Origin of the sequence: Desulfogranum marinum, from assembly GCF_963675105.2 — a bacterium.
GTDB lineage: Bacteria > Desulfobacterota > Desulfobulbia > Desulfobulbales > Desulfobulbaceae > Desulfogranum > Desulfogranum marinum.
In genome coordinates this window covers 973981-998475 of the sequence record NZ_CAXXRO010000004.1, presented here as the reverse complement: position 1 = coordinate 998475, position 24495 = coordinate 973981, and the positions used below count along the sequence as shown (strand labels likewise).

Here is a 24495-nt window from a genome sequence, read left to right as displayed (position 1 = left end):
GGCACAAAGAATATCAGCCAGGATTTCTCTTCAGACCAAGCAGTGCCTGATTCGAAGTTTTTGCAAGTGAATAGGTAAGGTAAAATGAGGAAGCGTAGATCCCGGGTAAGCGCTTCCCTTTTACTGTCAAAATACTAAAAAAGATGGTGCCACATGGGCTGACCTTCGGGGCTAACTGTAGTAGTGCTTAAATACTGATTAAAAAGGGTGCTAAAGTATGGGAGATTACATATGTGACAAATGTCTAGGCAATTATTATTAGTATTCGTTAGGGAGCAATAAGTACCCCGAGGCGGGGTCATTTGAAATATCGTCCTATTTCAAATGAACAGGCCGTGCCCGTCTATCAACCGTTCGTCCTTATTTCTTATCCTTTCAGGTGGCAACAAACGGTTGAGGCAAAGTGTTTACAACAACTCCATCCGCAATCGAAAATCGATTGTGTTGCGCCGATGCCCCTACCGATTACGATGCGTGAAACAAAACAAACAGAAACGATCCCAAAAGTAGCACTTTTTGTCTACAGCGAAGAGGCAGCAGAGCTGGTAATCCCTCTCAAAGAGAATCCTTATGGGGTTACGATTACTGCTGTTACGCATGAGGCCTTCTTTGCCAAACCGGCCCAACATCTTCCAGCAATAAAGCATGTGGTTGTTTCCGGACCGATCAAAACCATAAAAAGGGTAATGGAACTGGCCCTGGAATTCCAATTTTCCATCGGCATAGTCCCCACCAAAAAACAAAAAAATATTTGTGCAAGCTTTGACCTTCCACAAGAGGCAGAGCAAGCAATAAAAACCGCGCTGACAAATGCAGATACCGAAATAGACCTTATTCGGTGCAACGGCAAAATACTCCTTTTCAGAGGAACCATCGGCAGTATTCCATTGCTCGATGCACCATCAAACAAAAACAAACCAAGAACAGCACTGGAAGCGTTGAAAAGGATCCGCCGCCTCAAACATAAAGGATTTACCTTTACCACCGGATCCAACCAGCCTGTAAAAACGGCAGCCTGCGGGTGCATGATTATCCAGCAACAGGAAAAAACCCTTGCCGCTAAACTGATTGAGCAAAACAATTCCTGCACAGATGGCATGATTTCGCTGATTATCGCAGCTCCTCTTTCCGTGGTTAGCTATATAAAATTTATAACTGAATCACTTAGACAAGACTTCAGCCTAAACAACTTGACCAGTACCATTGGCTACCTGAAAACGGAAACGCTGCGCATCGAATCAACCGAACCGGTGCCCATGTTTATTGACGGAGAAGAGGCAACCTCCACACCTGTGCAATGCGAGGTACTCTCTGCTGCGGTAAGAGTCAAAACCGGCGAAAAGCTGCACCAACAAAAATTAGAGGGGGCAACACCTGCAGAAATTACCAAGATTAACAATCTTCCCCAGGGAAAAGAAATAATCAAAGCACAGAAAAAACAAATCCCGTTTTTTTCGTATGCATCAGAAGAGCGTTTTCGCGATCTTTTTCTCGCCTTAAAAGGCGATGCTGCCATTGATCCCATCTATATCATTCTCATGCTCCTGAGTACGCTGCTGGCAACAGTGGGTCTCTACCTCAACAGTTCCTCTGTCGTTATCGGTGCCATGCTTCTGGCTCCTTTGATGTCTCCTATTGTTTCCCTCGCCATGGGGTTGCTTCGGGGTGACAGTGCACTTGCTTTTCGCTCATTTCGTAAAATTATCGTCGGTGTTGGGATCGCTCTTTCAGCAGCTGCTCTCATGTCCCTCACGTTTCCCTACAAACCGGTTACCGCAGAAATGCAAGCCCGGCTCAACCCATCCCTGCTTGACCTGGCAGTGGCCGTTATTGCTGGAATAGCCGGTGCCTACACCAAGTCTTATAAAGAAATACTACAGAGTCTAGCTGGAGTGGGGATTGCTGTTGCGCTGGTACCACCTTTAGCTGTAGCCGGGATCGGCCTTGGTCGCCTTGACCTCCTTTTTGCATGGCAAGCCTTTCTGCTTTTTTCCACAAACCTGATCGGGATAACTCTTGCCGCCGCCTACACCTTCAGAGTACTCGGATTTTCAGCAGCTGTGCGCAACAAGCGCGGGGTTGCGCTCATCGCAATTACAATGGCACTGATTGCCATTCCTCTTTTTCTTTCCTATAAGCAGATTGTTTCAAAGGCAGAGCTGGAAAAAAGTTGGCAGACAGAGCGATTTCTGGTCAACGGTAAATATCTTATTGTCAGAGAGGCCAATCTAACCAACCTCAAAGACAAAAAAGTACTGTATGTCAATCTGCTTGCCAGAGATCAGCTAAACAGGCACGATCTCGCTCAGTTCAAGCGTAAAATTCAAGGTAATTTCGACAAAAAACTCATCGTCCGCGCTAACATCACCTATATTCCATAAACAATGCTGACCAGAAAGCTCTCCATTTGCGCTCTTATTGCCATAGTTTTTCTACTCTGGAGCTGCGACTCTACTCCACCGCCGATTACCCCTAGCGGCACTTCGGTAAAAATAGCAGTCATAGGATCATTTAGCGGTGACGATAGTCATATGGGAGAAAGCGGCCTGCGGGGTGTTAAGACGGCCCTTGCTATCCAACCGCTCCTTACTAACGGAGACAAGATTGAGCTGGTTACCTTGGATGATGCAAGCAGTCCATCATCCATTGAGCGGATAATTAAAGAACTGGTAACAGAAAAATTTGCCGCAATTCTCCTTCTTTCCAGAAGTGAGATCGCCCTCGAACTTGTCGCCTCCATCAAGACCATTAATCTGCCGGTCATAGCCACCGTTGCTACCCATCCAGACCTCACCAGTGACAATGACCTGTTTATTCAGCTGAGCTTTGACGACAACTTCCAGGGAACAGTTGCGGCAATGTTTGCCAGGGATGAGCTACTAGCAGAACGGGCTGCTGTTTTTTCCCAACCAGCTTCACCCCATTCCAAGCACCTGGCAGATACATTTATCAGAACATTCGAAAACGCTGGGGGCAAGCTCATTGCTCACACCAAGCTTGGCGACACCCCGGTTGATCTTCCAGCAACTCTGGAATGGCTTAGCCAACAAAAAGCAGACATTATTTATTTGCCAGTACAAACAGAAGTTTTGCTCAACCTTGCGAAAACAGCACAGCAAATCGACTGGGCAGTCCAAGCCATAGGCAGTGATGGATTGTTATCTCACTTCCTTCTAACCCAGAAAGAGCACATAGACCTAATTGATGGGATAATGGCAACCGATGTATATTCGAGTGAGATACTGGTAACGGAAACCGGGAAAAAGGCCATTGCCACCTATGATTCTCTTTTTGATGATGCCGGAACCACCTTCGCCGCCCTTGGCATTGAGGGGATGACCCTGCTTGGAAAAGCGATGAACACCTGCCCTGAACTCGCTGATTCTCAATGCCTTCTAGACACACTACACAGTGGTATCACCTTTGAGGGGATGATGACCACCATCACTATCACTTCAGACGGCAAAGCCGTCCGTCCTGTTTATATCAATGGTATCCAAGACGGCCGACTCATCTTTATTGCCAAGGTCAACTGATGGTGGTTGGACAATTTACATCGTCTGCATGCCTTTCCACTGTTGGCCTTTACTTTTTAAACTCTATTATAGTGGCTCCGCCCTCTTCGTGGTTAACCCCTGGATTGCAGATCAATAACTGTTCACTCTTAACATCCATGATCTCCTCCAAAAAGGTCTTCACAGCCATTGAACGGCTTTCACCAATTTCATAAAGCTGCTTACGCAACTTTTCATCGCTTGTTATTGCATAGCCACTCTTCCCGACAGCTTGCTCACCGTCACCAAGTTCTGACAAGGCGACTTTGGCACATATAGTGTAAGTTGATTTTTCGTCTGCAAGTATCGCCTTGCCAACTTTTTGAAGAGTCTTTTTCTGCTCCTCAGACAGTTCTTCTACATTTTTCTCAAAGGTGAGTGTGGGAAGATCGGTATCCAGCATTGCTTGCCCTATCTTTCCGCCCAGATACACCAGCGCTCCCGTTGGCCCGAGAAAAGTATAGGCAAGGTAGGGAGCAACACCAACGGCTATGGCTTTTCCCATTGCAGTGATGACGATATCTGTCAAGCCAAAATTCAAATCATCAACTTTTCCTGATATAGGGACATCAAGCTCTATATTGCCACTGCTGTCACGCAGCATGGATAACGCCATATCAAGGGGAACAGGCAACTGATTATTTAACTTTGCAGCTAATTCTGGATTAACGGTTTCCGCCTCAATCCCCTGAAAAACAAATCTATTATCTAAGTCTAGGTCATCGCCAACAATTTTCTTGGTCGAAATCAGATCCAGTTGACCACTTTTGAAATAAGTCCCGATAGCATCAACCACATAAGGCGACAACTGTTGCAGGGAATAATTTTTGAGGGTCGTTTTTTGATCAAGTAAAAATTTTTCTGCCAAAGGCGCACAACTGCCCTCTATTTTCAAGGGTGAATATTTATCAAACGCACCCTTTACAGCATATGAGAAAGGTTTTTCAGGTTGATTTAAATCAATATCCTTTATCAGCCCTTGGTCAAGCAGCAATTCGGTAGTAAAAGGGCTGTTCAAGGTCGTATCTGTAAACCTGAAACCGCTTTTACCGACCACATTCACCGCAGTAATCCTTACCGGCAGGCCGTTGTTTTTTCCCTGCGGTGCACCACCTTTTTCCACGCGCTCCGGCTGCCCATGGTGAGTACTACTTTGCTTAGCAGCTTTTTCCCTGTTGATATGTGCATACAGTGAATCAACGGTCACTCCATCGCAGAACAAGCCACCTGCTGCCGACCATTGCAACTCTTCAGCTTCTATTTGACCAAGGGTTACCAATGGAGAAACATCAGGTTTTCCGGAAAGAAAAAACTCACCTCCAGTGGCCATGAGCTTATCAGCTGCAACCGATCCGTTCATGACCGCACTAATATCAACAGCCTGTATGGAGCTCAACGCTACCAAATGCTTATTCTTTTGAGGGTCTGTAACTTCCGGCTTTATCAAATTTACGTTACCGACTGCAACGGATGTGAAATCGGGACTGGTGACATTGCCTATTACTGCCGAAGGCAGACTCACCTGCACTGGGCTGATTTCAGACTGAGAAAGAATAAGTGTATCCAACTCAACAGAGCCAACGGCCAAACCACCTTTGGTATCACCTTGCAAATCTTTAATTACAAACCTTTCAAGCTGAGCAAGAGAAGCTTCCCCCAGGTTCAGCTGTACGCTTTTTGTGTTAACGCTTGCATTGCCGCTTAAATAAGGACGTTCTTCTGTTAACTTAAGAGTCAACTCACTCTGTATGCCGCCTTCTGCTTGCGTAAGCTGCAAACCACTGCCGATAAGATCAACGGCCAGTTTTTCTGCTCCTAGTTCCCCTTTAACTATTATCTCCTGTTCTGTCTGTTCCTGGCTGTACCCACCCAGGCCTTTCCATGCCACTCGCTGCCCTTCTGTTGAAATAATATCTTCAAGGTCTACCTTGGTATCCGTCAACTCAATATTGCCCTGATAGGTAACGCGTAGCTTGTTGCCAAGAGTAAGCTTTGTTGTCCCGTTAGCATCAATGCTTCCCTGGTCAATAGCTATTGACGGCATCCCAAACTGCGTGAGTTGGCCTCGCAAACGCCCCTGGGCATCAACGGTCGCCTTATACACCTTACCAATGTGCTGGATATACGAGACCTTTCCTTCATAGGCGAGCTTTTCACTGCCTACAGCCTTCTTATCAGCCCCGGTGTGCATAGAAAAAGAGGGTGCAATCAGTTCCATGACACCTTCAGTGGCAACCTGCATTTCATTGGTATTCATCTGAAATGCTGCTTTGCCCAACCAGTTTGCCGTACCACTAACCAACCACTGCTCCCCGCCGATTGCCCCTTTATTGTACCCAATGGCTCCATCATAAAGGACATCCATGCTGTTGCTGCCATCCATGCCAAAAGTGAACGTTCCATCAAGCCCAGCCACACCCTGAAACGGGGAAACAAAGGGTTTGAGCAACTCGCTAAAATCCTGCAGATCAACAGCGGCAAGTTTCACCCGTCCCTCTAGAAACAACTGCGGTAAAACAGCAACCTGTGATAGTTGTATATCAAAGGGAGCATTATTTAACAGTCCCTTCAAACTGACACTCCCTTTTTTCTCTTCAGGATTTGTATTGAATTTAACAATACTGCCTCTTTCCACAACACAGGTCATATCGAGGTCAGGTTGCTTGTAATGGACAGTGACGTTTTCAATATTAACCTGTTGAACATAGAGTAACCATGGGTTTACCTCGTCTACAGGTGAAGCAACCACTGATTTTTCCGGGACCACTTCAGCTTGTCCATCAAGGGTGTAAGAGCCTACCCTGATGCTGCCATCCTTAAACCTTTCCAGATCGATAACCACATTGGTGAGAGTCGCCTCCTCAACATGAGCCTCGCGACCAAAAAGTTTGCTCAGGCCGATGTTGAGCGTTATGGCACTTTGGGAAAAAACCTGTTTATCATTGTGCCGAACGTCTACTCCGTGCAGGGCAACCGTTCCTGTTAAAGGATTTATGCGAATTTTTTGGATAATGGCTGAATCAGCACCATTACTCACCAACCATTTCTGCAGATACACTTTCACGCCAACGTGTAACAGGAGTATGGCAACGCCAACGATAATCGGTACAGCAACTAAAATCCGGGTTACTCTTTTAGCCCAGAGTCTCTTTAGCAAAGAGGCCCTTTCATTTTCTTCGGTTTTTGCCATGGTCTTTTCGCCTGTTGGAATAAAAGTATAAAACGCTGCCTGAAAAAGAAATAAACGAGATCAAGTTTTTACTCAAGCCCTGAAGATCGAAAAATAAATTGAAACAGACGTCACCAGCTCTTAAAAAACACCCCGTTACCCGCAACAGCAGGAGCGGAACAACCAGAGAATGCCCTACCCGGTTGACTCCTTTCTTTTGCTACATTACTAACAATATAAAATAATAATCAAGGAGCACCCAATACAAAAAATACAAACATTCTTGCTAACGGCAACCTGCTTACCCTGTTCTTCATCCCCTCACTCCACGCAGAAAGCTTAAAGTGGTATTTCTCTCCATCCCATCCCGGAAATGGCTCACTGATCGTATCGAAGGCGATCGTGCCGGCAGCAACGTCTTAATCGACCAAGGACAAGATCCTCACACATTTGAGCCTTCTCCTGTGCAAAATAGCCCGACTGACCAAGGCCGGCCTTTATTTCACTACCAACATGCCCTTTGAAAATATGATTGTCAGGATTCTGCAGCCAAACAGCACCACCTGCATATATTCAAAACTGCAGAGAATGTATCAATAATCCCCATCCAAAGCCATCGTGACGAGCATGCGCACCACGATCATGGTGCCCAACAGCAGCAAAACCTTGCCCCCCGATATCTGGTTCCCCCCTATCAACCCAAATCGTATGGCTTTTACCATTACCGATACTTTGGGAAACGAAGCCCCAACAACGCATAGAGCTTTCTACAAACGCGGACTCCGGTAAGCGCTTACCTTTTACAGCCAAAACAAGGAAGAAGATGCACTGTTTGGGCTCACCTGCGACTTAAAATGTTTCCACGCGTTGTCCACGAAGGACTATTTCCTGTATTTCCTGTAGCATTTTCTCCTCCTGCTCCAGCACCTGTTTCATTCGCGTGAATACACGATCATTTTTTCCGACAAGCTTCATTGTCTTTTGTAAGAGCAGTAGCCCCTGCTGGTGATGTTGCTCTAATTCCGCAAGAACAGCTTTACGTCTTTTTTGCTTTTGCTGTTCCGCATCTATGACCGGTAGCAGACGCCTAATCGACACCTCCACCAACACATCCCTTGGCAGTTCGTACTCGTGCGCAACTTTTTCAATTGAAATAAGAGAATTACGACTCAACACGAGCGTTTTCTGGCGTCGTTCTCTAGCCGTTCGTTCATTATTTTTAACTTCCCTGGCAACCTGGGATAAAACATCACGATCTTCAACTAGCTGATCAAACAGAGTTTTCTGTTTTATCCCCAACTGTGCGGCAGCAATACTCAGAAGTTTTATTATTTCAACCGGCAATTTAAAAGTTGCCCGAATGGACTGCTTTCCCTTTAACAAATCGGCCGAAAGTCCCAAATCGGGAAATTCTGCTGTCATTTTTCCTGCTCCTCAACCATAAGTTTACTGGATATACGAAAAAAGATAACCTTGAAGCATTACCATGTCAAAGCAAATAAAAAAAGTAATGCAGACATGCTTTTATTTTTTTGCATAAAATAGAGTTGACACCTAAAAAATCATAACTATTTTTTCAGCATACAAAACGAATTACTCATACAAATACAAACACATACATGAGGAGAAAAAACATGTGGACCCGGATGAATGAACTTGAAAAAATGTTAAACAACATGGACATTTTTCGTTCCAGGCTTGGCAGTGCCTTTCAGGATTTTGACCGAGTTATTGAACAACGACATCCCTGGGCAACAGCTGACAACTATCCACGAACCAACCTGAACGATACCGGTGACAACCTGGAGGTTATTGTTGAGGTGCCGGGAGTATCAAAAGATGACATTAACGTCAAAATCCAGGGAAACTACTTGGAACTCAGCGGTAAAAGAACTCGAGAAGTGCCGGAAGGATATACTGTTCACAGAACAGAAAGGGAGGCAAACTCTTTCTCCAGAAGCTTCACTTTACCGTACGAAGTAGATGCTGATAAAGTTACAGCATCACTCCATAATGGTATCCTGACCATGTCACTGCCGAAATCAGAGGCTGCAAAACCAAAACAAATCGCCATCAGCTAAGCAGAAATACCCTCTAATAGAAATTGGTGCAAAGGAGTTTAACAATGAGCGACAACAAAGCATTAACACCCAGCAACAAACATGAGGTCAACGCAGCCAGGGAATTGCCTGTAGTTACTCCAGCAGTTGATATCTTCGAAAATACAAATGAAATACTGCTCCACGCCGACATGCCCGGTGTAGAGAGAGAGAACATCTCCATCAACATTGACAACGGCAAATTATACTTATCAGGCACAAGAACAGTGACTGATTCTGGGGCTACCAGGTGGCAGGAATTCGGCGCAGCTGAATATAGTCGTACCTTCTCGGTACCGCAATCTATAGATATCCCTAATATCAAAGCGCACCTGCAGGATGGTGTTCTGCAATTACAATTACCGAAACTGGAGGCTGCCAAACCCAAACAAATTAAAATTACCACTGGATAATGACAGCTCCAAAAGACTGCCGATGAGATTATAAACTGTATAATCATGGAGGGATGAGCAGTTCCCTGCGGAAACGCTTTTCCCTTCCAAAGCAGAGGAGGCAACCATGGAACTAAAGAGTCTTGCACCGTGGAACTGGTTTAGCAAAGAGGAAGAGCTGGAACGTTCAGTACCGGTGAATAAAGTACCGGTTGAAAAGGGTAGAGTACAAAAAATTCCGGCTACGTTTCCCAATAGCGCTGAAGGACTGTTCGATACGTTATTCGGCAACGTCTTTAAAGACTTAATTGGTGGAAATCAAACACCATTGGGTGCGTATGGACTACTGAAACCACAGGTTGACTTACGTGCAGAAGACAAGGAGTATATCCTTACGGTCGAAATTCCAGGTGTCACTGAAAAAGATGTTATGATCAACGTGGCTGACAACGCCATGACAATCACAGGCGAAAAAAAGCAAGAAAAGGAAACCAAAGAGGGGAACTATTACCGAATGGAAAGGAGCTATGGCTCTTTCCAGCGCGTACTCTCTTTACCCGATGATATAGACCAGGATAATATCCAGGCAAACTTTAAACATGGTGTATTGACGGTAACCATGCCCAGACAAAAGGTAGTTCCCCACACGGGCAAAACAATTGAGATTACAAGTTCCTGAAAGCAACCTTAGGGAAAAACCCTTTACCAGACAGCAAAGCCTTCCAAATTCCGTTGAAGAGCCCCTGCTGTTTGGTAAGGGGTAAAAACCGGCAGGACACACCCACCTATTATTTACTGCTCCTGCCATAAGCAGGCTATATGGAACAGGCGCGATTTTTTTTTGCAGGTAAACGCAGACTCCGACGCCCTATCTATGCGAGCGAGCGAGGACCGTCCAATATGTTTATTTATTCTGCTTTTTCAATCGGATAGTCAGATCCTTTCCAGGCAAAGATGCCTCCTGGATACCGATAAACGTTTTTATAGCCAAGTTTGACGGCCCAGGCTGCACCGTTATGACTACGGGTGCATTTAACAAAACCACAATAAATTACGATACGCTTGTCTTTATCTTCACCCAATAAGTTTATGAAATCTTCCTGGGTTTTACCATCAGTTTCGTTAGTATCCCACTGCTCCATGTCTGGTATGGGAAACAAAAACTGAACAGCACCCGGCACATGCTGTTTTTCATAACTGGCAGCCAGTGGCATTGTATCAATGATGAGTATATCTTGTCCGGAATCAATCCATTTTTTCAGTTCTTCGGTAGCAACCACATCGTACCCGCCACGCTGAACTTCCCGAACCAACTTAATTGCCCCGTCTTCCTTCTCCCGTTCTTTTTTAAATTTGTCGCCCAAAAAGGCAGCGGCAGGAGAAACCATTCCAGCCACCACACAAACAACCAACACCACTTTTAAAATCAATTTCTCTATACGCATCTCTTTATCTCCTTTTACTCAATAATGTGTTCACCAAATCCATCGTTGCTATCGGAAAAATATTCCCGAACCTGCGCCAACCATATATAAAAGCGACTCCACCTAACATGACCATATCCCGAAACAAAGACAATCTGAGCCCATGAAACGCTTTCGCTTCGATATCCTCCGGTCCGAAGCAGCCACAATCAATATCCAGCCCCATCGAAATCGCGTACCAAAGTATGGCAATGAACAGTACCAGCAGGACGGCAATCAAGGCCAGACTTCCACGAATATCGAATAGCAGCCCGATTCCGGCCATTACTTCCAACAGTGGTAGCGTGATTGCGACCGGCATGATCAGACTTTCGGGAGTGATTCCATAAGCATCGATCAAGGTAGCAAATATTGCAGGGGCCAATAGCTTCGTGGTACCTGCATAAATAAATATGCCGCCAAGTATCCATCGACAAACTTTATACAGCCAGTCCATTACTCTCATGTGGTTTAAGTCTCTCAAGAAACGAAATTGCTTATTCCCAACAAGGCATACACCTGTGAAGAGTATTTCAGATGATTAATTTCCGATAAATTTCAATGGGGCTTGATTCATCCGGCAAAGATGTATTTCTAAAACGCTATCACTTTAGCATACGGCTATGTCAAACAATCCCGAATTGATGAAGGGGGGGCCTCCACCCAGAAATAATCGGAAGAAATGTAAATACTATAGGCACTTTCGATATGTCAAACAGGTAATACTAATACACCATCTCCTTCTCATAAAATTTTCCAATGGGAAGTTAACAGATTAGGCCTGCGAAAAAACAATGATGGCAACAATTCCGCAGTGCTCCAAATATTCACAAGCTGACCGATTGGCAGATAAGCCCCACCTGCGACACATTGGTATGCAGGGCGGGCATATCGTGAAGAGTTGGGGTACTGCTGAACAGTTACCGTTTTTTGGTTGCCCTGACACTCTTGACAAATAGTGAAGATTTCAAAACAAAAAAAGAGTATATTAACCAGACGCTAAAATAAACCATCAGCCAACCAGAACAAGCATACTTTTACCTCGTGAAATTGATGAAAAACACCAAGGATCGTACCCCTTCGCAAAAACAAAAAAAGAATACCTCCTCCTATACGATTGAGAATAAGGATACGCTTCTTGCCAGCCTGCTTACCAATATACCGAATAAAAAAAGAAAGGTTATTAAAGCAGTTCTTAGGGACAGGCAAGTGTCCGTCGATGGAGAGACCGTCACCCAATTCGATCATGTTCTGCTTCCCGGGCAACAAGTTGAAGTACTTTGGGATCGAATTGTAAAAGAGAAGCATCCTCGTGAATTGAACATCATCTATATTGATCAGGATCTTATTATTATCAACAAGCCTTCCGGCCTGTTGACTGTTGCCACGGATAAGGAACAACGCAGAACAGCCTATTCGATGCTGAGCAACTACGCGAAAACTGAAGATCCAGAGAACAAAATTTTCATCATCCACAGGCTTGATCGAGAAACATCCGGTCTCCTCATGTTCGCCAGAAGCGAGCATATCAAACGTGAGATTCAGGAAACCTGGGCCACGACGATCAGCCAACGTACCTATGTTGGGGTGGTAGAAGGGGTCGTCTCTCCACCAGAAGGTACAATCACCTCTTGGTTAACTGAGAGCAAAGCGTTTATTGTCTATTCTTCACAAAATCAGCAATTGGGTAAAAAAGCGGTTACCCATTACAAAAAAATACAGGGAAACAACGATTTCTCGCTGCTGCAAATTACCCTGGAAACAGGCAGAAAACACCAAATCAGAGTGCACATGCAGGACAGACAACATCCTATCGTCGGAGATAAAAAATATGGCTCAAGTTGCAACCCCATTGGACGCATGGGGCTACATGCCCAGGTGCTTGCCTTCACCCATCCCACGACCGGGGAACCACTCCGCTTTGACACAGGTATTCCAGGACAATTTTTAAAACTGTTTCGTTCTAAAAAAAAGAAGTGAAGATATTGACTGTCACCGGCTAAAAATTTGCAAAAGATCTTTACTGCATAAAAACTCTTCATTTTTGGTTTCTGGTTGATATGGACCACCTCTTTTGGTTCATATCAACCAAATTCACTCTTACCCCTCCCGCCTTTTCTTGTCGTTGCCCTGCCCACCTGCTATTTGCCCTTCATATCTTTTCATGACACGATGGATCGCATTTTGCATAAAAAATGTAGGGGTTAAATATACCTCTCTGAAAAAATAACTCCTCAAAAGGATGCCCCAGCATTGAACAGACATATCGCTGAGAACGAACATGTCCACCTCAAACCGTGAAAGATATCAAAAGAGGCAAGTATCCATTTTTTATTTAACAATTTGTTAGAAGCAAACGGAGAAGAGAGTATGCCGAAATGTATAATAATACTTTTATCAGTTTATCTTCTTGCAGGGTGCGCAACGCTGCCGAAAAACAATGCGATTCACCGTGAACAGCAAACACCATCCAACTATCACACTAGTAACCAGCCGAAAATATCGCCCTGCAGCGCTTCATTACAGTATCTTCAATTTCAGTACGATACAGACCCGGCAACCAGAAAGGCTTTCGACAAAGTTTATGCCGGCTTAACAGACCTCCCGGCGGGATATCGGTATAAAGGGTCTGCTGCAAATCCATGGAAGGCTGCAGACAGTGGCAGGGGGATGCACCAGATGATGGTCAAGATGTTCCAACAATGGTGCACAACCCTCCCTGAAATCAAAGGGGGGGCAGATAATGCTCTTGATCCAATATTGTATTTTGCATGGGCATATTACCAAAACCCTGCAGGTCAGGATTTTGTTCAGGGGCGCGACCCTCTGTCACAGGACAACACATTGGAAACAGGTCCTACTTTTCTTTCCAAATGGAATGAAGAATATTTGAACTATATGAACAGTAAAGAATCCGCAAAGCTTGTCCATGAATGGGTCAAAGACCCGCGCATTGAAATTGATGACTACCGGAAGACAACGGCAGCTGATTATGCAAGTTGGAACGATTTCTTTGCCCGTAATCTAAAAAGCGACCAGAATGATTCCTACCCCAGCCGCCCAGTCACCATGCCGGGTCGAGACTATGTGGTCGTCTCTCCCACGGACTGCATAATGAACCCTTTGGTTCAACAGGTAGAAAAATCTCCACATACCTACGAACGTAGGTATATCGAAAATCCACTCCAACTAGATACGGTGCTTGATGTCAAAAACATCCCGATTTCAATCAATGACATACTCGGAACGGTGCCGGAAGACATAAAGGAACAATTTGTTGGCGGAAGCGGTCTGACGTGCGTGTTGATGCCCAACACCTACCATCATTTCCATTCTCCGGTAGACGGCACGGTCATCCATGCGGAGGTTGTCAAGACCGGCACTCCCGGCACACCAAGCACTTTTGGTTATCCTGACTTTCCAAACTGGGTTCCGTCTGACGGAAACGTAGGACGTCCGGGAACTGATTTCAGCCAGTTTCAGGCTTTCCAGCGCGGCGTCATAGTCATCAAAATGGAATATGAAAATTTACCCGGCGAAACACCGGAAAAAAAGACCGGCTATCTAGCCTCGATTCCAGTTGGCCTGAATTCTGTCGGATCGGTAGTGCTGAACACCTGCGACAGCGAACATACCGACCATGTGAACTGTTTTGATGTTGGCGGAAAGGTGCAAAAGGGCAAAACCAAGTTAGGCAACTTCTTTTTTGGCGGCTCTCTTAATATTCTCCTTTTTTCAAAAGAGATGATTTCTCCAGCCGTTCAAACCCGAATGGGCAACCAAATTGGAGTGATTAACATTGGAGCTGCTCCAAAATCTCCTTGGTCTTTGGATTAAGGTGCAAACGCACCTTCGGCCACGAAAGCAGAGCAGCCCAAATAAACAATGCACGGATAATAGGTAAAATTGGACCGAGATGAGAAAAAAGAAATGGCACCACACCTCGGCACCCTTCAAAACCAAAGTATAGAGTAAAAACAAGTGGCTGGGCAGCGAGTTAATACTCATCGTCATCAGAGCGTTGCTCACCTTATGGTGCATAAGCCACCCGACAGCCTCTTGGCAAGACGCTTTTAGGCCGGCCGCAGTTTATTTACGGTTGCCTCTACTTTTTGGCTTCAAAGAGCCCAAGGCAACCATAAGCTAAAATAAAGGAGGAAAACATGTCATTCAGTTCATATCTCGTTGGAACCTGGGAAAGGAGATTTGGCCTTGGCACTACTATCCAAATCGTTAACCCCACTCTTGATTATGTAGAGGTCCTTATCGCGTTCCTTGACGACAAAGAAGAATGTCTCAAGACAATGAAATCGGAACTTAGCCCAAATGATATATGGGAGATTCCAGTCCCTAAATTAAAGAAGAAAAAATTTGGAGTAGTGAAAGTCATTTCCCACCGAGACCACAAAGCAGAACTTGGGATTGTCGGTTTCCAAAGGCATATTTTGGCAATACCCAAGCCCGTAGAGATAGCATTCTCTGAGGCCCCTTTAGCAGCTATTCCAAAAAAATACGCACAACCTGAACTAGAAAGGTTATTGGAAAAATGTCCGCATTAGAAAGTGTGAAAAATAACGCCTTCGCCTTGAACAGATGTGATCCGGGAACTTCTCGGATCACATTATATGTTACCGGACATAATCAGATGCTTTGCTGATAAAAACATCAACGATTGTATCGTTCAGCAGGAGGCCGACAAGATGGGTGTAAAAAAGGCAGGGGAAAAGAATGAGACGCGCTATAGTGATTGGGAAATCAATCCGGAAAATGCTCGGCATCCCATAAAAATCGCCCGTAGACTCCACCCCGAAATGACAGTCATGAAGACTATGCACGAGGGCAAAATCACCTATGTTCGTTTCTGGAATTTCTGGGTGCGCGTCGGAACACCTGCCCACGAGCCAACCGACACCTTTTTCCATAACTACGAAAGCGGATCAAAACAGGTTCGGAATCTCCTGACAGCTATCGGCGTCCCCACCACTTGGCCGCGTACAGAAAAAGAAATCTGGAAAAGAATTGCAGATGTGTGGAGCTGGCTTGGAGGAAATGTTCGTGTCAACGGCACGGCCTATAGCACCATAACTGCAGCCGACCGTTGGCCATCCATCAAAGAGTTGGCTACATATTTTGCCGATCACGATGAGCTTGTCTGGTCAGCCTGTTTTTCCAAGGCACATCTTTTTGCAGTTTTGCTGGGTCGTGTCCTGCCCCGCTGGCATGTCTTTATTGCATCCGCCCACCATACCGAAGGCGGTGCCCCTCCAACCGCATCGCATGTCTACGTTGGGATCTATTTAACCGGACGATGGTTTTACCTGGATCCAACAGCGGTATATTCATCCCCCTTTCCGTCCTTTTCCAAACGGAGGTCAATAGGTATTTTTAAAACCGTTGACTACCAGCACCCCTTCTCAGCGAGACCGGTCCCCCTCTCACCGTTAGATAAAGTGCCGTATCTGGAAAAATAAACCTAAGGCGTAGAAATCTATACGTTATCTAGACATATCAACCCGGATTTCGGGCTAACACTCTTATAGTGCCAGGTTTAATTCTATTTGACAATTTCCCGAAGAAACCTGGGCTAATACCGTTACGGAGCTGCTACTCACAGTCGCCCCACGGAGTCACCTGTAAACAGTTACAGTTTTTAATTATAACAAATCAATTAGTTACAAACCACGTGACTAATTATCTGAAGTTACGTTTGAGCAATGAACCTTGCCATTACAAAATTCTTCGCAGCGCTCTGGGTAGTAACCTGGACAGAGGAATGGGACGTGGAAGTGAAGCTTGCCTTTCATGAGCAAGAAAAAGCATCTCCTTTGCAGGCCGCACCCTGACATCTGATGCTTACCAGATGAGGTTGCGACAATCACTATTATCTCAACGTTGCCATAATGTAGCAGTGTTGTTCTTTGTCAGGTCGACTTGAAGTAAACAATTGATACAGCGACAAGATAAAGCTGTCGTTTTTTTTAGCAGTGGAGTAACTTGCCTAGGGAGAGGAGTGTAAAGAGGTCCACAATAGCGGAGGGAATAATGCCATGAACCCACAAGCCAACTTTAGAATATGTTAACTGGTTAGATTCGCCTCCTGAAGTTACAAGGAATGAGCCTCGTAAAATTTGCTGGTCGACATAGCTGCAAAGAATCCAAGAAGACAAGATAACTCGTAAAAACTTCGCTAGAGTATCAGAAGAGGCGGCAAAAAATTGGAAAAGCTTTCATAAAGATAACGCCAAGGCATTGGGATTTGAAATTGAACGTAGTGCAATGAATATGGATGAGGAACTATTTATCGAGTGATATGAATGCGTAAAATACTGATTGTCCTGCCTAAAAAAATGCAGAAGCATGACAGTCTCTGTCCTTTATCGAGTCCCGGGTACGACACTACCAAATTATTTTACAACTCGTTGTGATGCCTCACAATTCAAAAGGAGGACTGCATTTGTCTGAGCTTGAAAAGCTAAAATCACGAATGGCAGAACTTGAAAACGAAAGAGAGCGTTTGGTTCAAGAAAATAGATATTTAAGGGAACTCTATGATCGCTCTCCTTTAGGATATCAATCCCTGGATGAAAATGGCTGCCTCATAGAGACAAACCAAGCCTGGTTAGATATTTTAGGTTATTCAAGGGAGGAGGTCATTGGTAAGAATTTTGGAGAGTTTCTAGCCCCTGACTGGCAGGAACACTTTACAAAAAACTTCCCCAAACTCAAAGCGATAGGCGAAATACTTGGCTTTGAATTTGAAATGGTAAAAAAAGATGGTTCTCTTCTGTTCGTCAACCTTGATGGAAGGGTGGGCACAACCGCCCATGGTCAATTTCAGCAAACGTATTGTATTATTAAAGACATAACTGCTCAGAAAGAGGCGGATCAGCAACAAAGGAAGCTTGAAGCGCAGCTATTGCACACTCAGAAAATGGATGCGATCGGTCAGTTGGCAGGAGGCATGGCTCATGATTTTAACAATATCCTGCAAACTATTACAGGGTACACCTCACTTCTCCAACTACAAATTCCACAATCAAGTGACTTAAACAGGTATCTAGAAACAATCCTTCGGGGCTGTAAGAGGGCGGCCGAATTGGTTCAGCAGATTTTGGACTTCAGCAGAAGAGGTCAAGATGCCTATCCTATGAATCCGTCTCCTTCTGTGCAAGAGGCGCTCAAGCTGCTTCGTTCAACTGTGCCTACAACAATAGAAATCCGGCAAAAAATTGACCCAGATTGTGGAATTATTCTGGCCAGTCCAATCGGTATCCATCAAATTCTTGTAAATCTTTGCACAAATGCCTTGCACGCGATGGAAGCTGAAAAAGGAATATTAACAGTTAAGCTACAAGAAATTACTTTGAAACCTTCTGACCTGGTAGACAAACCCAATATAACGGAAGGGCCGCATGTTGAACTGGTGGTCACAGATACTGGTTGTGGTATTAAAGAAAGTCAGCTCAAATCTATTTTTGAACCTTATTTCACAACAAAAGAATTCGGCAAAGGTAGTGGTATGGGCTTGGCCATAGTCCATGGAATCGTTAAAAGTTTTGGAGGGCACATTCATGTAAAAAGTGAACAGGGAAAGGGGAGCGAATTTTACATTTATTTTCCAGTTGTTAGTAAATCCCCTGTTCCATTTGATTCGGAAGCGAAGAAGACTATCCTCACCGGCAGTGAAACAATTTTGGTTGTTGATGATGAGAAAAATATCGTTGTTATGTATAAAGAAATTCTAGAGGAACTTGGGTATACAGTCGTGAGTACAACCAGCAGCAAAGCAGGACTGGATGCTTTCCGGGCCTCCCCGGAAAAATATGATGTTATTATTACCGATCAGACCATGCCTCACCTTACAGGGGAGGAATTGGCAATTGAAATGTTAAAAATTCGGCCTGAAATTCCCATAATCCTGTGCACAGGATATAGTTCTATACTTTCAGAAAAAAAAGCCCAAGAAATAGGGATTAAAAAATTTATGATGAAACCGGTTACGAGAAAAAAAATAGCTATTGCCGTCAGGGAGGTTTTAGACCAGTAGGTCATAGGTCTAATAATACCTGTCCCATCTGTGAGCCATTTGATTTACTGCCTTTTCCCCAATCTCTTGGTTATGTTAAAAAAACAATCCTCAAAGGGAAGCGTAGACTCCGGTATCAACTATATGCCTGCGGTTATTTTTTCATCATACCTCGGAGGCTTCGCTTACCTGATCTTGAACGAAAATTCCAGCAAATCAACAGACCCATCTATGCCGCCGATTAGAATCAAAATTTTACCCCCTGGGATGCCTTAGCCTACGATTCACAAATCACTGACGCACTTACCGGCATCTCAAACTAGATAACTCAAGCAAGTATCAAATTTAGTTAACTCGCCCTTCAACAAGCCGTTTATTGGAGCGCTCACCATAAGCAAACAAAGAGTAGAAATTTCGTGACATCCAAACCCCGAAAAAGCAAATCTCCATCCAGTAAGCAACAAACTCAAACAGCAAAAAACAGCTCTGCAAGAGCAACAGCCATTGACATTCTCCTTGGCCGGCAGGCTGCGAATACGCCGGTTGATGGCTTTTTCAACAAACTGACTACACAGCTTTCCCCGCGGGATAGAGGCTTTGCAAAAACACTTGTCTACGGCGTTTTGCGCCAAAAACAATACCTAGACTTCATCATTGAGCAATTCTCCAAACATCCCTTGAAAAAAATGAAGCCAAGGACGCTGGTTACCCTTGAAATCGGAGTGTATCAGCTCCTGTTTCTGGACCGTATTCCACCATCCGCCGCTGTGCATGCAACAATCGACACCTTAAAAGATGCGGGACAACCTCGCTGGCTGCAGGGTTTTGCCAACGGCATCCTGCGAAACGTGACCCGCAAAAAAGACTTTCTGCCCACGCCTGAACAAGCGCAAACAAAAGGGCACCCAATCCTCAACCACCCTGGTTGGATGATTGATAGATGGCAACGCCAATTCGGCAAGAAAAAAAGCGAAGATATCTGTCGCCTCAACAATACCGAACCACTGCTGACTCTGCGGGTAAACACCCGGGTTATGCCAAGAGGCGAACTTGTAACAGCTTTTACCCAACAAAACATAGAAGCTGTCAACTGTACCCACAGTAACCTGGGGATACACCTGCCTTCCTACACAGGAATGGTGACCGACCTGCCCGGATTCGCGCAAGGCGCCTTCCAGGTACAGGATGAATCAGCGCAACTCGCCACGGTATTGCTAGGCTCACTCCATGATAAAAATCGAATATTGGATGGTTGTGCAGGTTTAGGAGGAAAAACCAGTCACCTTGCACAACTGGTAGCTGACCATGGGGAAATAATAGCCGTTGAACCAGACCAACGACGTGCAAACCTGCTCCTTGAGAACCTCACTCGCTTGCAGCTCAATCAACAAACGACCATTGTCCAATCAAGCCTGGAGGCATTTGCGGCAACTCGCCCGCAGGGGTTTGACGCCATTTTGCTCGATGTCCCCTGCTCCGGTACCGGTGTGATTCGCCGCCACCCCGACATCCGCTGGAATCGATGCCCATCAGACATTGCTGAGCTCCAAAAAAATCAAATACAGCTGCTTACCATTGGTGCATCACTGCTCAACCCTGGCGGTATCTTGGTCTATGCGACCTGTTCAATGGAGCCGGAGGAGGATGAGGAAAACATCGCCCGTTTCCTGGCTGCCACACCAAACTATTCCATCGTGGATGCACGTACTTTGCTCCCTGCAACCGCTCATTGCTTTGTTGATGCACAAGGCCTTTTCAAACCACTGCCAACACCCACCAACGACGGTTTTTTTGCAGCGGCTCTCCTGTACGCTCCTGCCTTGTAGTTTAGGCCAACAATGCTTATAATCGTTCGCCAGACATGACCCCGTTGACTTACTGTCTTTCCGCCCAATTTCTCGGAGTCTAGCGTTTAGCTCGTATAATGAAAAACAATCACTGGAATATCAGTTACATGCCTGCGGCAATTTTTTCATCATGCCTCGGAGGCTTCGCTTACCTGACCTTGAACGAAGATCCTAGTAAATCAACAGACTCAGAAATTCCCTCTACTTAAACAAGGAGTTTATACATAATGGCTGAAATTAAATCCACCATGGACCTGGTAATGGAAAGAGCCGCCCGTATGGGCATGGCCACATCCGACGAAATGGAGCAGGATGCTTCCCATAAAAAAGGGATGCAACTGGCTGCCGAATTTCTCAACACACAGGCAGCACCATTGACCGAAACCCTTGATCAGCAGCCAGGACCACAACAAAACCCCATCCGCAAGGGTATGCTTGAGGTGCTGCTGCGTAACGTTTTCCTTGCCCGCGATGAAGAGGCAACCAAGCGTATCGACACTGCCCTCAAAGGCATCATCGAACTAGGAGGCGGGGCAAGTGACCTTGCAGCAATGTGCGGTGAGCTGCAAAGTATTACCGGCCAGTACGGAAAACACAGAGAGCAATATTACGAGCAACTCAAGGGACAGGTACAGATGCAGATCGAACAAATGCTGGCCCAAAAAGGAATGTCATCAGAGGGGTTGCAAATCGACCCAACCCTTGAGCCCCAATTCAAAGAAGAGTGGGCACGCATTGAGGGCGATCTCAACGGGCAATACGAGCAGGCCCTGAACCAATACCGCGAGCAACTCAAACAACGACTCGGTGTGTGATAATGGACAAACGATCTCATCTTCAACGGGTAGAAAAACTCCAGAAGACCTTAAAAAAAGAAAAGATAGACGCTCTGCTTGTCACCCAACCGGAAAACAGACGCTACCTCAGTGGATACACGGCCGGTGACCATGGCATCCAGGAGACATCCGGCATATTGCTCATCCCCAGCAGCGGTAAACCCCACCTGCTCACAGATTCCCGTTTTACCTTGCAGGCTGAAGAGGAGGCTCAAGGCTACCAGGTACAAAATTATCCCAAAGGCCCTATTAAGCTGCTTAAAAAACTACTGCCTTCACTGGATGTTGCGACCCTTGGCTTTGAGAGCAACTACACGCTTCATTCCACAGCAGCCCGCCTTTCGAAAATGGCTGAAAAAACCGGCATCACTCTCAAGCCGGTTAGCGAGATGATCGAGCGGATGCGGATCATCAAATCCGAAGAAGAGCTGGAACTACTTCGCGAATCCACCCGGTTGAATGAACAGGTTTTCAAAATGGTGTTCAATAGTATTGAACCGGGTATGAGCGAACGGGAAGTTGCCTTGGCAATTGATCTGACCATGCACGAATTGGGTGCGGAAAAACCGAGTTTTGACACCATTGTCGCCTTTGGAACCAACGCGGCCAAACCCCATGCCGTCCCAACAGACAAAGTCCTTGAAACAGGGCAGCTGGTACTGATTGACATGGGCCTGATTTACAAGGGGTACTGTTCAGACATGACCCGTACCTTTATCGCCGGCAAGCCGGATTCCACCTTCAAAAATAGAGTGCGAATTGTACGCAAGGCTCAACTTGCCGGCATGAAGGCTATCCGCAGTGGTGCAAGCTGCAAAGATGTTGACCAGGCGGCACGGCAGGTCATCAAGGACGCAGGTTACGGCAAGGCCTTTCAGCATAGTCTTGGTCACGGTGTAGGCATTGCCGTTCATGAAGAGCCGCGACTCTCCCCCATGAGCCGCAAAAAACTCAAGACAGGCATGGTAGTGACGGTTGAGCCTGGAATCTATCTGCCGGAGTGGGGCGGTATCCGCTTGGAAAACATGGTTATCGTCAAAAAGAACGGCTATGAACTGCTCAACAAAGACACGACCTTTCTTGATCTCTAGAAGCCAATCTGATCAGCAACCGCTCTATGCCTGCAAAACGCTTTGCTCTAGACACCAACGTACTACTCCATGACAGTGATAGAAGAGCAGGACAAATTCAAGAAGAACAATGACCAACTCTGACAAAAAGCCGTGACGTAATTCGCACCCTTTATCACTTGCGGACGACTTTTTTCAAATATAAAAAAGCTTTAAGGAAAACCATGCGCTATTTCATGATTGATGAACTTTCTTTTCTTGAGAAAGACAACCTTGACAGTTATCTCAAACGATCTCTTAAACCCGGTTCCCTGGAAGGGGTATTCTTCCTGGAGGTACCGCCGGATCTCTTGGGCGAAAAGCAGATCGGTCATGATGACTGCGGCCCTTTCTACTTTTCAGTCATTTTGGAAGAAGGCTCTATAAAATTTGAATTGCTCGTTCGCAGTGCAAGCAATATGCATTGCTCCTGTATCGCCCAGGCAACGCCGGCCCAACGACAGTTTGTTCTCGACTTTGCTGATCGTATGCTCACAGAGGAGATGATCGCTGCATGAAAAATCAGCACATTCCACTCAATGAAAGGATCATTTTTGCGCTGGATGTGGCTGATCCGACACAAGCGGCTGCCCTGGTTGAACAGCTTGATGATCAAATCAAGTTTTTCAAGGTTGGACTGCAACTTTTTTTTGCCGGGGGCTGGTCGGTCGTTGATCATATTGTAGGCCGGGGCAACAAGGTGATGCTCGATCTCAAACTCTACGACATACCTGCCACTGTCACTCTCGCTGTAAAACAGTTTGCGGACAGAGGGGTCGCCCTGACCACGGTGCATGGTTACACTCCGGTTGTGGAAGCCGCTCTAGCAGCCGGCACCGATATAAACATTCTTGCAGTGACTGTGTTGACCAGCATGGGAGAGGAACACCTGAAAGAGCTTCATTTTCAGGGAACGGTTGACCAGTTGGTTGCACAACGCTCAGCAGCAGTGCTTGCCTGCGGTAGCCACGGTATTGTCTGTTCCGCCAGGGAAGCAGCAGCACTCAGGAAAAAACTGGGGCAGGATTTCATTATGGTCACGCCGGGTATACGCCCTGCCGGTTCTGCCGCCAATGACCAGCAGCGCATTGCCACTCCAGGCAAGGCCATCGCAGACGGTGCCGATTACCTGGTCGTTGGCCGACCTATCCGAGATGCCGATAATCCACAGCAGGTTATCGCTGCGATGCAGCAAGAAATTGGCACAGCCATGTAGCCTGACAAGCAATATAATCTTTTAGGGTACATTGTAATAGTAAGGAGAAGCGTCCTCATGCGCACCAACAGTCCGACAGCTGCTTTTATCCTCGGCCTCTTCATTGCACTTGGCCTTATCGGTGCTGCTTTTGTCAGCGGTAAAGCTCTCCTTTCCTTTAAGGATGCTGACCGCTATGTCACGGTTAAAGGCCTGGCAGAAAGGGAGGTCGATGCCAACCTGGTAATCTGGCCGCTTTCCTTTGCCGAAGCAGGCAACGAGCTGGCCGGACTTTATGAAATAATGCAGAAAAGACAGGCCGCAGTGACCACTTTTCTGACCTCGCGCGGCATTCAGCCGACCAATATCACCGCCAACCCTCCGGACATCACCGACTTTCAGGCAAGAAAATACAACCCTGCCAACCAGCAGCGTCAGTATCGCTACCTTGCCCGGGCTACCTTGACGGTACGCTCTGAAAATGTTGAGCTGGTTCGTCAGCTGATGGGTACATCAAGCGAGCTGATCAAACAGGGGATCGTTTTGACCGGAGACCAATATCAGATGCGGCCGGAATTCCTGTATACCACCCTCAACAGCATCAAACCGGATATGATTCGGGAGGCAACTGAGGGTGCCCGTAAAGCTGCAGAACAATTTGCCCGTGATTCTGGAAGTGCTGTCGGCAAAATCAGAAATGCTCGCCAAGGCATTTTCTCAATCGTCGACCGTGACCGAAACAGTCCTTACCGTAAAATAATCAGGGTTGTCACCACGGTAGATTATATGCTCACTGATATATGAC

The 24495-nt window shown here is 45.9% G+C and carries 20 protein-coding genes; 16 read left to right on the top strand and 4 right to left on the bottom strand.

The window, feature by feature from the left end:
• Positions 1-302: 302 nt before the first annotated feature.
• Both ACHZCY_RS13325 and ACHZCY_RS13320 read left to right on the top strand, forming a co-directional pair.
• On the top strand, positions 303-2381 hold the full coding sequence (locus ACHZCY_RS13325) for a TIGR00341 family protein (RefSeq protein WP_319549231.1): 2079 nt from the start codon (positions 303-305) through the stop codon (positions 2379-2381).
• Positions 2382-2384: 3 nt separating this feature from the next.
• Entirely contained in the window at positions 2385-3536 is a 1152-nt protein-coding gene (locus ACHZCY_RS13320; protein WP_319549230.1) for an ABC transporter substrate-binding protein, read from the top strand.
• 49 nt (positions 3537-3585) lie between these two features.
• Here ACHZCY_RS13320 and ACHZCY_RS13315 read toward each other — a convergent pair whose 3' ends face one another.
• On the bottom strand, positions 3586-6744 hold the full coding sequence (locus ACHZCY_RS13315; RefSeq protein ID WP_319549229.1) for a DUF748 domain-containing protein: 3159 nt from the start codon (positions 6742-6744) through the stop codon (positions 3586-3588).
• A gap of 828 nt (positions 6745-7572) precedes the next feature.
• Entirely contained in the window at positions 7573-8145 is a 573-nt protein-coding gene (locus ACHZCY_RS13310; RefSeq protein ID WP_205222248.1) for a hypothetical protein, read from the bottom strand.
• A 212-nt stretch (positions 8146-8357) separates the two neighbouring features.
• Here ACHZCY_RS13310 and ACHZCY_RS13305 point away from each other — a divergent pair, with 212 nt between their 5' ends.
• The 3 genes from ACHZCY_RS13305 to ACHZCY_RS13295 all read left to right on the top strand — a co-directional run bounded on the left by ACHZCY_RS13305 (position 8358) and on the right by ACHZCY_RS13295 (position 9893).
• Positions 8358-8804, top strand: coding sequence for an Hsp20/alpha crystallin family protein (locus ACHZCY_RS13305; protein ID WP_205222247.1), 447 nt, complete (start codon positions 8358-8360; stop codon positions 8802-8804).
• 44 nt (positions 8805-8848) lie between these two features.
• Positions 8849-9235: an Hsp20/alpha crystallin family protein gene (locus ACHZCY_RS13300; protein WP_205222246.1), complete on the top strand. Its 387-nt coding sequence runs from the start codon at positions 8849-8851 to the stop codon at positions 9233-9235.
• Between the two features lie 106 nt (positions 9236-9341).
• A complete protein-coding gene (locus tag ACHZCY_RS13295) occupies positions 9342-9893 on the top strand; it encodes an Hsp20/alpha crystallin family protein (protein ID WP_205222245.1) in 552 nt (183 codons plus the stop codon).
• Between the two features lie 229 nt (positions 9894-10122).
• On the opposite strand, the gene ACHZCY_RS13290 is transcribed toward ACHZCY_RS13295, so the two are convergent.
• Together ACHZCY_RS13290 and ACHZCY_RS13285 are read right to left on the bottom strand one after the other, a co-directional pair.
• On the bottom strand, positions 10123-10659 hold the full coding sequence (locus ACHZCY_RS13290) for a rhodanese-like domain-containing protein (protein WP_205222244.1): 537 nt from the start codon (positions 10657-10659) through the stop codon (positions 10123-10125).
• A 4-nt stretch (positions 10660-10663) separates the two neighbouring features.
• On the bottom strand, positions 10664-11134 hold the full coding sequence (locus ACHZCY_RS13285; protein ID WP_205222243.1) for a MauE/DoxX family redox-associated membrane protein: 471 nt from the start codon (positions 11132-11134) through the stop codon (positions 10664-10666).
• Between the two features lie 596 nt (positions 11135-11730).
• Between ACHZCY_RS13285 and ACHZCY_RS13280 the strand changes: the two genes are divergently transcribed.
• The 11 genes from ACHZCY_RS13280 (at position 11731) to ACHZCY_RS13230 (ending at position 24494) form a co-directional block, all read left to right on the top strand.
• Positions 11731-12657: an RluA family pseudouridine synthase gene (locus ACHZCY_RS13280; protein ID WP_205222242.1), complete on the top strand. Its 927-nt coding sequence runs from the start codon at positions 11731-11733 to the stop codon at positions 12655-12657.
• Positions 12658-13047: 390 nt separating this feature from the next.
• Positions 13048-14514 (top strand): phosphatidylserine decarboxylase, encoded by a 1467-nt coding sequence (locus ACHZCY_RS13275; RefSeq protein ID WP_319549228.1) that lies wholly within the window; start codon positions 13048-13050, stop codon positions 14512-14514.
• Between the two features lie 326 nt (positions 14515-14840).
• Positions 14841-15236 carry a hypothetical protein gene (locus ACHZCY_RS13270; RefSeq protein WP_205222241.1) on the top strand — a complete coding sequence of 132 codons (396 nt, stop codon included), beginning with the start codon at positions 14841-14843 and terminating at the stop codon, positions 15234-15236.
• Between the two features lie 141 nt (positions 15237-15377).
• Positions 15378-16148 carry a transglutaminase domain-containing protein gene (locus ACHZCY_RS13265; protein ID WP_319549227.1) on the top strand — a complete coding sequence of 257 codons (771 nt, stop codon included), beginning with the start codon at positions 15378-15380 and terminating at the stop codon, positions 16146-16148.
• 983 nt (positions 16149-17131) lie between these two features.
• On the top strand, positions 17132-18724 hold the full coding sequence (locus ACHZCY_RS13260; RefSeq protein WP_319549226.1) for an ATP-binding protein: 1593 nt from the start codon (positions 17132-17134) through the stop codon (positions 18722-18724).
• Between the two features lie 395 nt (positions 18725-19119).
• Positions 19120-20529, top strand: a complete 1410-nt coding sequence (rsmB, locus tag ACHZCY_RS13255; RefSeq protein ID WP_319549225.1) for a 16S rRNA (cytosine(967)-C(5))-methyltransferase RsmB — start codon at positions 19120-19122, stop codon at positions 20527-20529.
• Positions 20530-20777: 248 nt separating this feature from the next.
• Positions 20778-21365, top strand: coding sequence for a DUF6657 family protein (locus tag ACHZCY_RS13250; protein ID WP_319549224.1), 588 nt, complete (start codon positions 20778-20780; stop codon positions 21363-21365).
• A gap of 2 nt (positions 21366-21367) precedes the next feature.
• The gene (locus ACHZCY_RS13245; protein WP_319549223.1) at positions 21368-22477 is read left to right on the top strand and encodes an aminopeptidase P family protein; all 1110 of its coding nucleotides are present in this window, start codon (positions 21368-21370) and stop codon (positions 22475-22477) included.
• A 203-nt stretch (positions 22478-22680) separates the two neighbouring features.
• Positions 22681-23013: a hypothetical protein gene (locus ACHZCY_RS13240; protein ID WP_205222232.1), complete on the top strand. Its 333-nt coding sequence runs from the start codon at positions 22681-22683 to the stop codon at positions 23011-23013.
• The gene (gene pyrF / locus ACHZCY_RS13235) at positions 23010-23711 is read left to right on the top strand and encodes an orotidine-5'-phosphate decarboxylase (RefSeq protein WP_319549222.1); all 702 of its coding nucleotides are present in this window, start codon (positions 23010-23012) and stop codon (positions 23709-23711) included. Before ACHZCY_RS13240 ends, pyrF begins: the two co-directional genes overlap by 4 nt.
• Before the next feature lie 57 nt (positions 23712-23768).
• Positions 23769-24494 carry an SIMPL domain-containing protein gene (locus ACHZCY_RS13230; protein ID WP_319549221.1) on the top strand — a complete coding sequence of 242 codons (726 nt, stop codon included), beginning with the start codon at positions 23769-23771 and terminating at the stop codon, positions 24492-24494.
• The last annotated feature ends 1 nt before the right edge of the window (position 24495 follow it).

What these genes read in the sequence shown, in the direction of transcription:
- ACHZCY_RS13320 (WP_319549230.1), top strand. Translation starts at nt 2,385, where the DNA reads ATGCTGACCAGAAAGCTCTCCATTTGCGCTCTTATTGCCATAGTTTTT.
- ACHZCY_RS13315 (WP_319549229.1), bottom strand. Translation starts at nt 6,744, where the DNA reads ATGGCAAAAACCGAAGAAAATGAAAGGGCCTCTTTGCTAAAGAGACTC.
- ACHZCY_RS13310 (WP_205222248.1), bottom strand. Translation starts at nt 8,145, where the DNA reads ATGACAGCAGAATTTCCCGATTTGGGACTTTCGGCCGATTTGTTAAAG.
- ACHZCY_RS13305 (WP_205222247.1), top strand. Translation starts at nt 8,358, where the DNA reads ATGTGGACCCGGATGAATGAACTTGAAAAAATGTTAAACAACATGGAC.
- ACHZCY_RS13300 (WP_205222246.1), top strand. Translation starts at nt 8,849, where the DNA reads ATGAGCGACAACAAAGCATTAACACCCAGCAACAAACATGAGGTCAAC.
- ACHZCY_RS13295 (WP_205222245.1), top strand. Translation starts at nt 9,342, where the DNA reads ATGGAACTAAAGAGTCTTGCACCGTGGAACTGGTTTAGCAAAGAGGAA.
- ACHZCY_RS13290 (WP_205222244.1), bottom strand. Translation starts at nt 10,659, where the DNA reads ATGCGTATAGAGAAATTGATTTTAAAAGTGGTGTTGGTTGTTTGTGTG.
- ACHZCY_RS13285 (WP_205222243.1), bottom strand. Translation starts at nt 11,134, where the DNA reads ATGGACTGGCTGTATAAAGTTTGTCGATGGATACTTGGCGGCATATTT.
- ACHZCY_RS13280 (WP_205222242.1), top strand. Translation starts at nt 11,731, where the DNA reads ATGAAAAACACCAAGGATCGTACCCCTTCGCAAAAACAAAAAAAGAAT.
- ACHZCY_RS13275 (WP_319549228.1), top strand. Translation starts at nt 13,048, where the DNA reads ATGCCGAAATGTATAATAATACTTTTATCAGTTTATCTTCTTGCAGGG.
- ACHZCY_RS13270 (WP_205222241.1), top strand. Translation starts at nt 14,841, where the DNA reads ATGTCATTCAGTTCATATCTCGTTGGAACCTGGGAAAGGAGATTTGGC.
- ACHZCY_RS13265 (WP_319549227.1), top strand. Translation starts at nt 15,378, where the DNA reads ATGGGTGTAAAAAAGGCAGGGGAAAAGAATGAGACGCGCTATAGTGAT.
- ACHZCY_RS13250 (WP_319549224.1), top strand. Translation starts at nt 20,778, where the DNA reads ATGGCTGAAATTAAATCCACCATGGACCTGGTAATGGAAAGAGCCGCC.
- ACHZCY_RS13245 (WP_319549223.1), top strand. Translation starts at nt 21,368, where the DNA reads ATGGACAAACGATCTCATCTTCAACGGGTAGAAAAACTCCAGAAGACC.
- ACHZCY_RS13240 (WP_205222232.1), top strand. Translation starts at nt 22,681, where the DNA reads ATGCGCTATTTCATGATTGATGAACTTTCTTTTCTTGAGAAAGACAAC.
- pyrF (WP_319549222.1), top strand. Translation starts at nt 23,010, where the DNA reads ATGAAAAATCAGCACATTCCACTCAATGAAAGGATCATTTTTGCGCTG.
- ACHZCY_RS13230 (WP_319549221.1), top strand. Translation starts at nt 23,769, where the DNA reads ATGCGCACCAACAGTCCGACAGCTGCTTTTATCCTCGGCCTCTTCATT.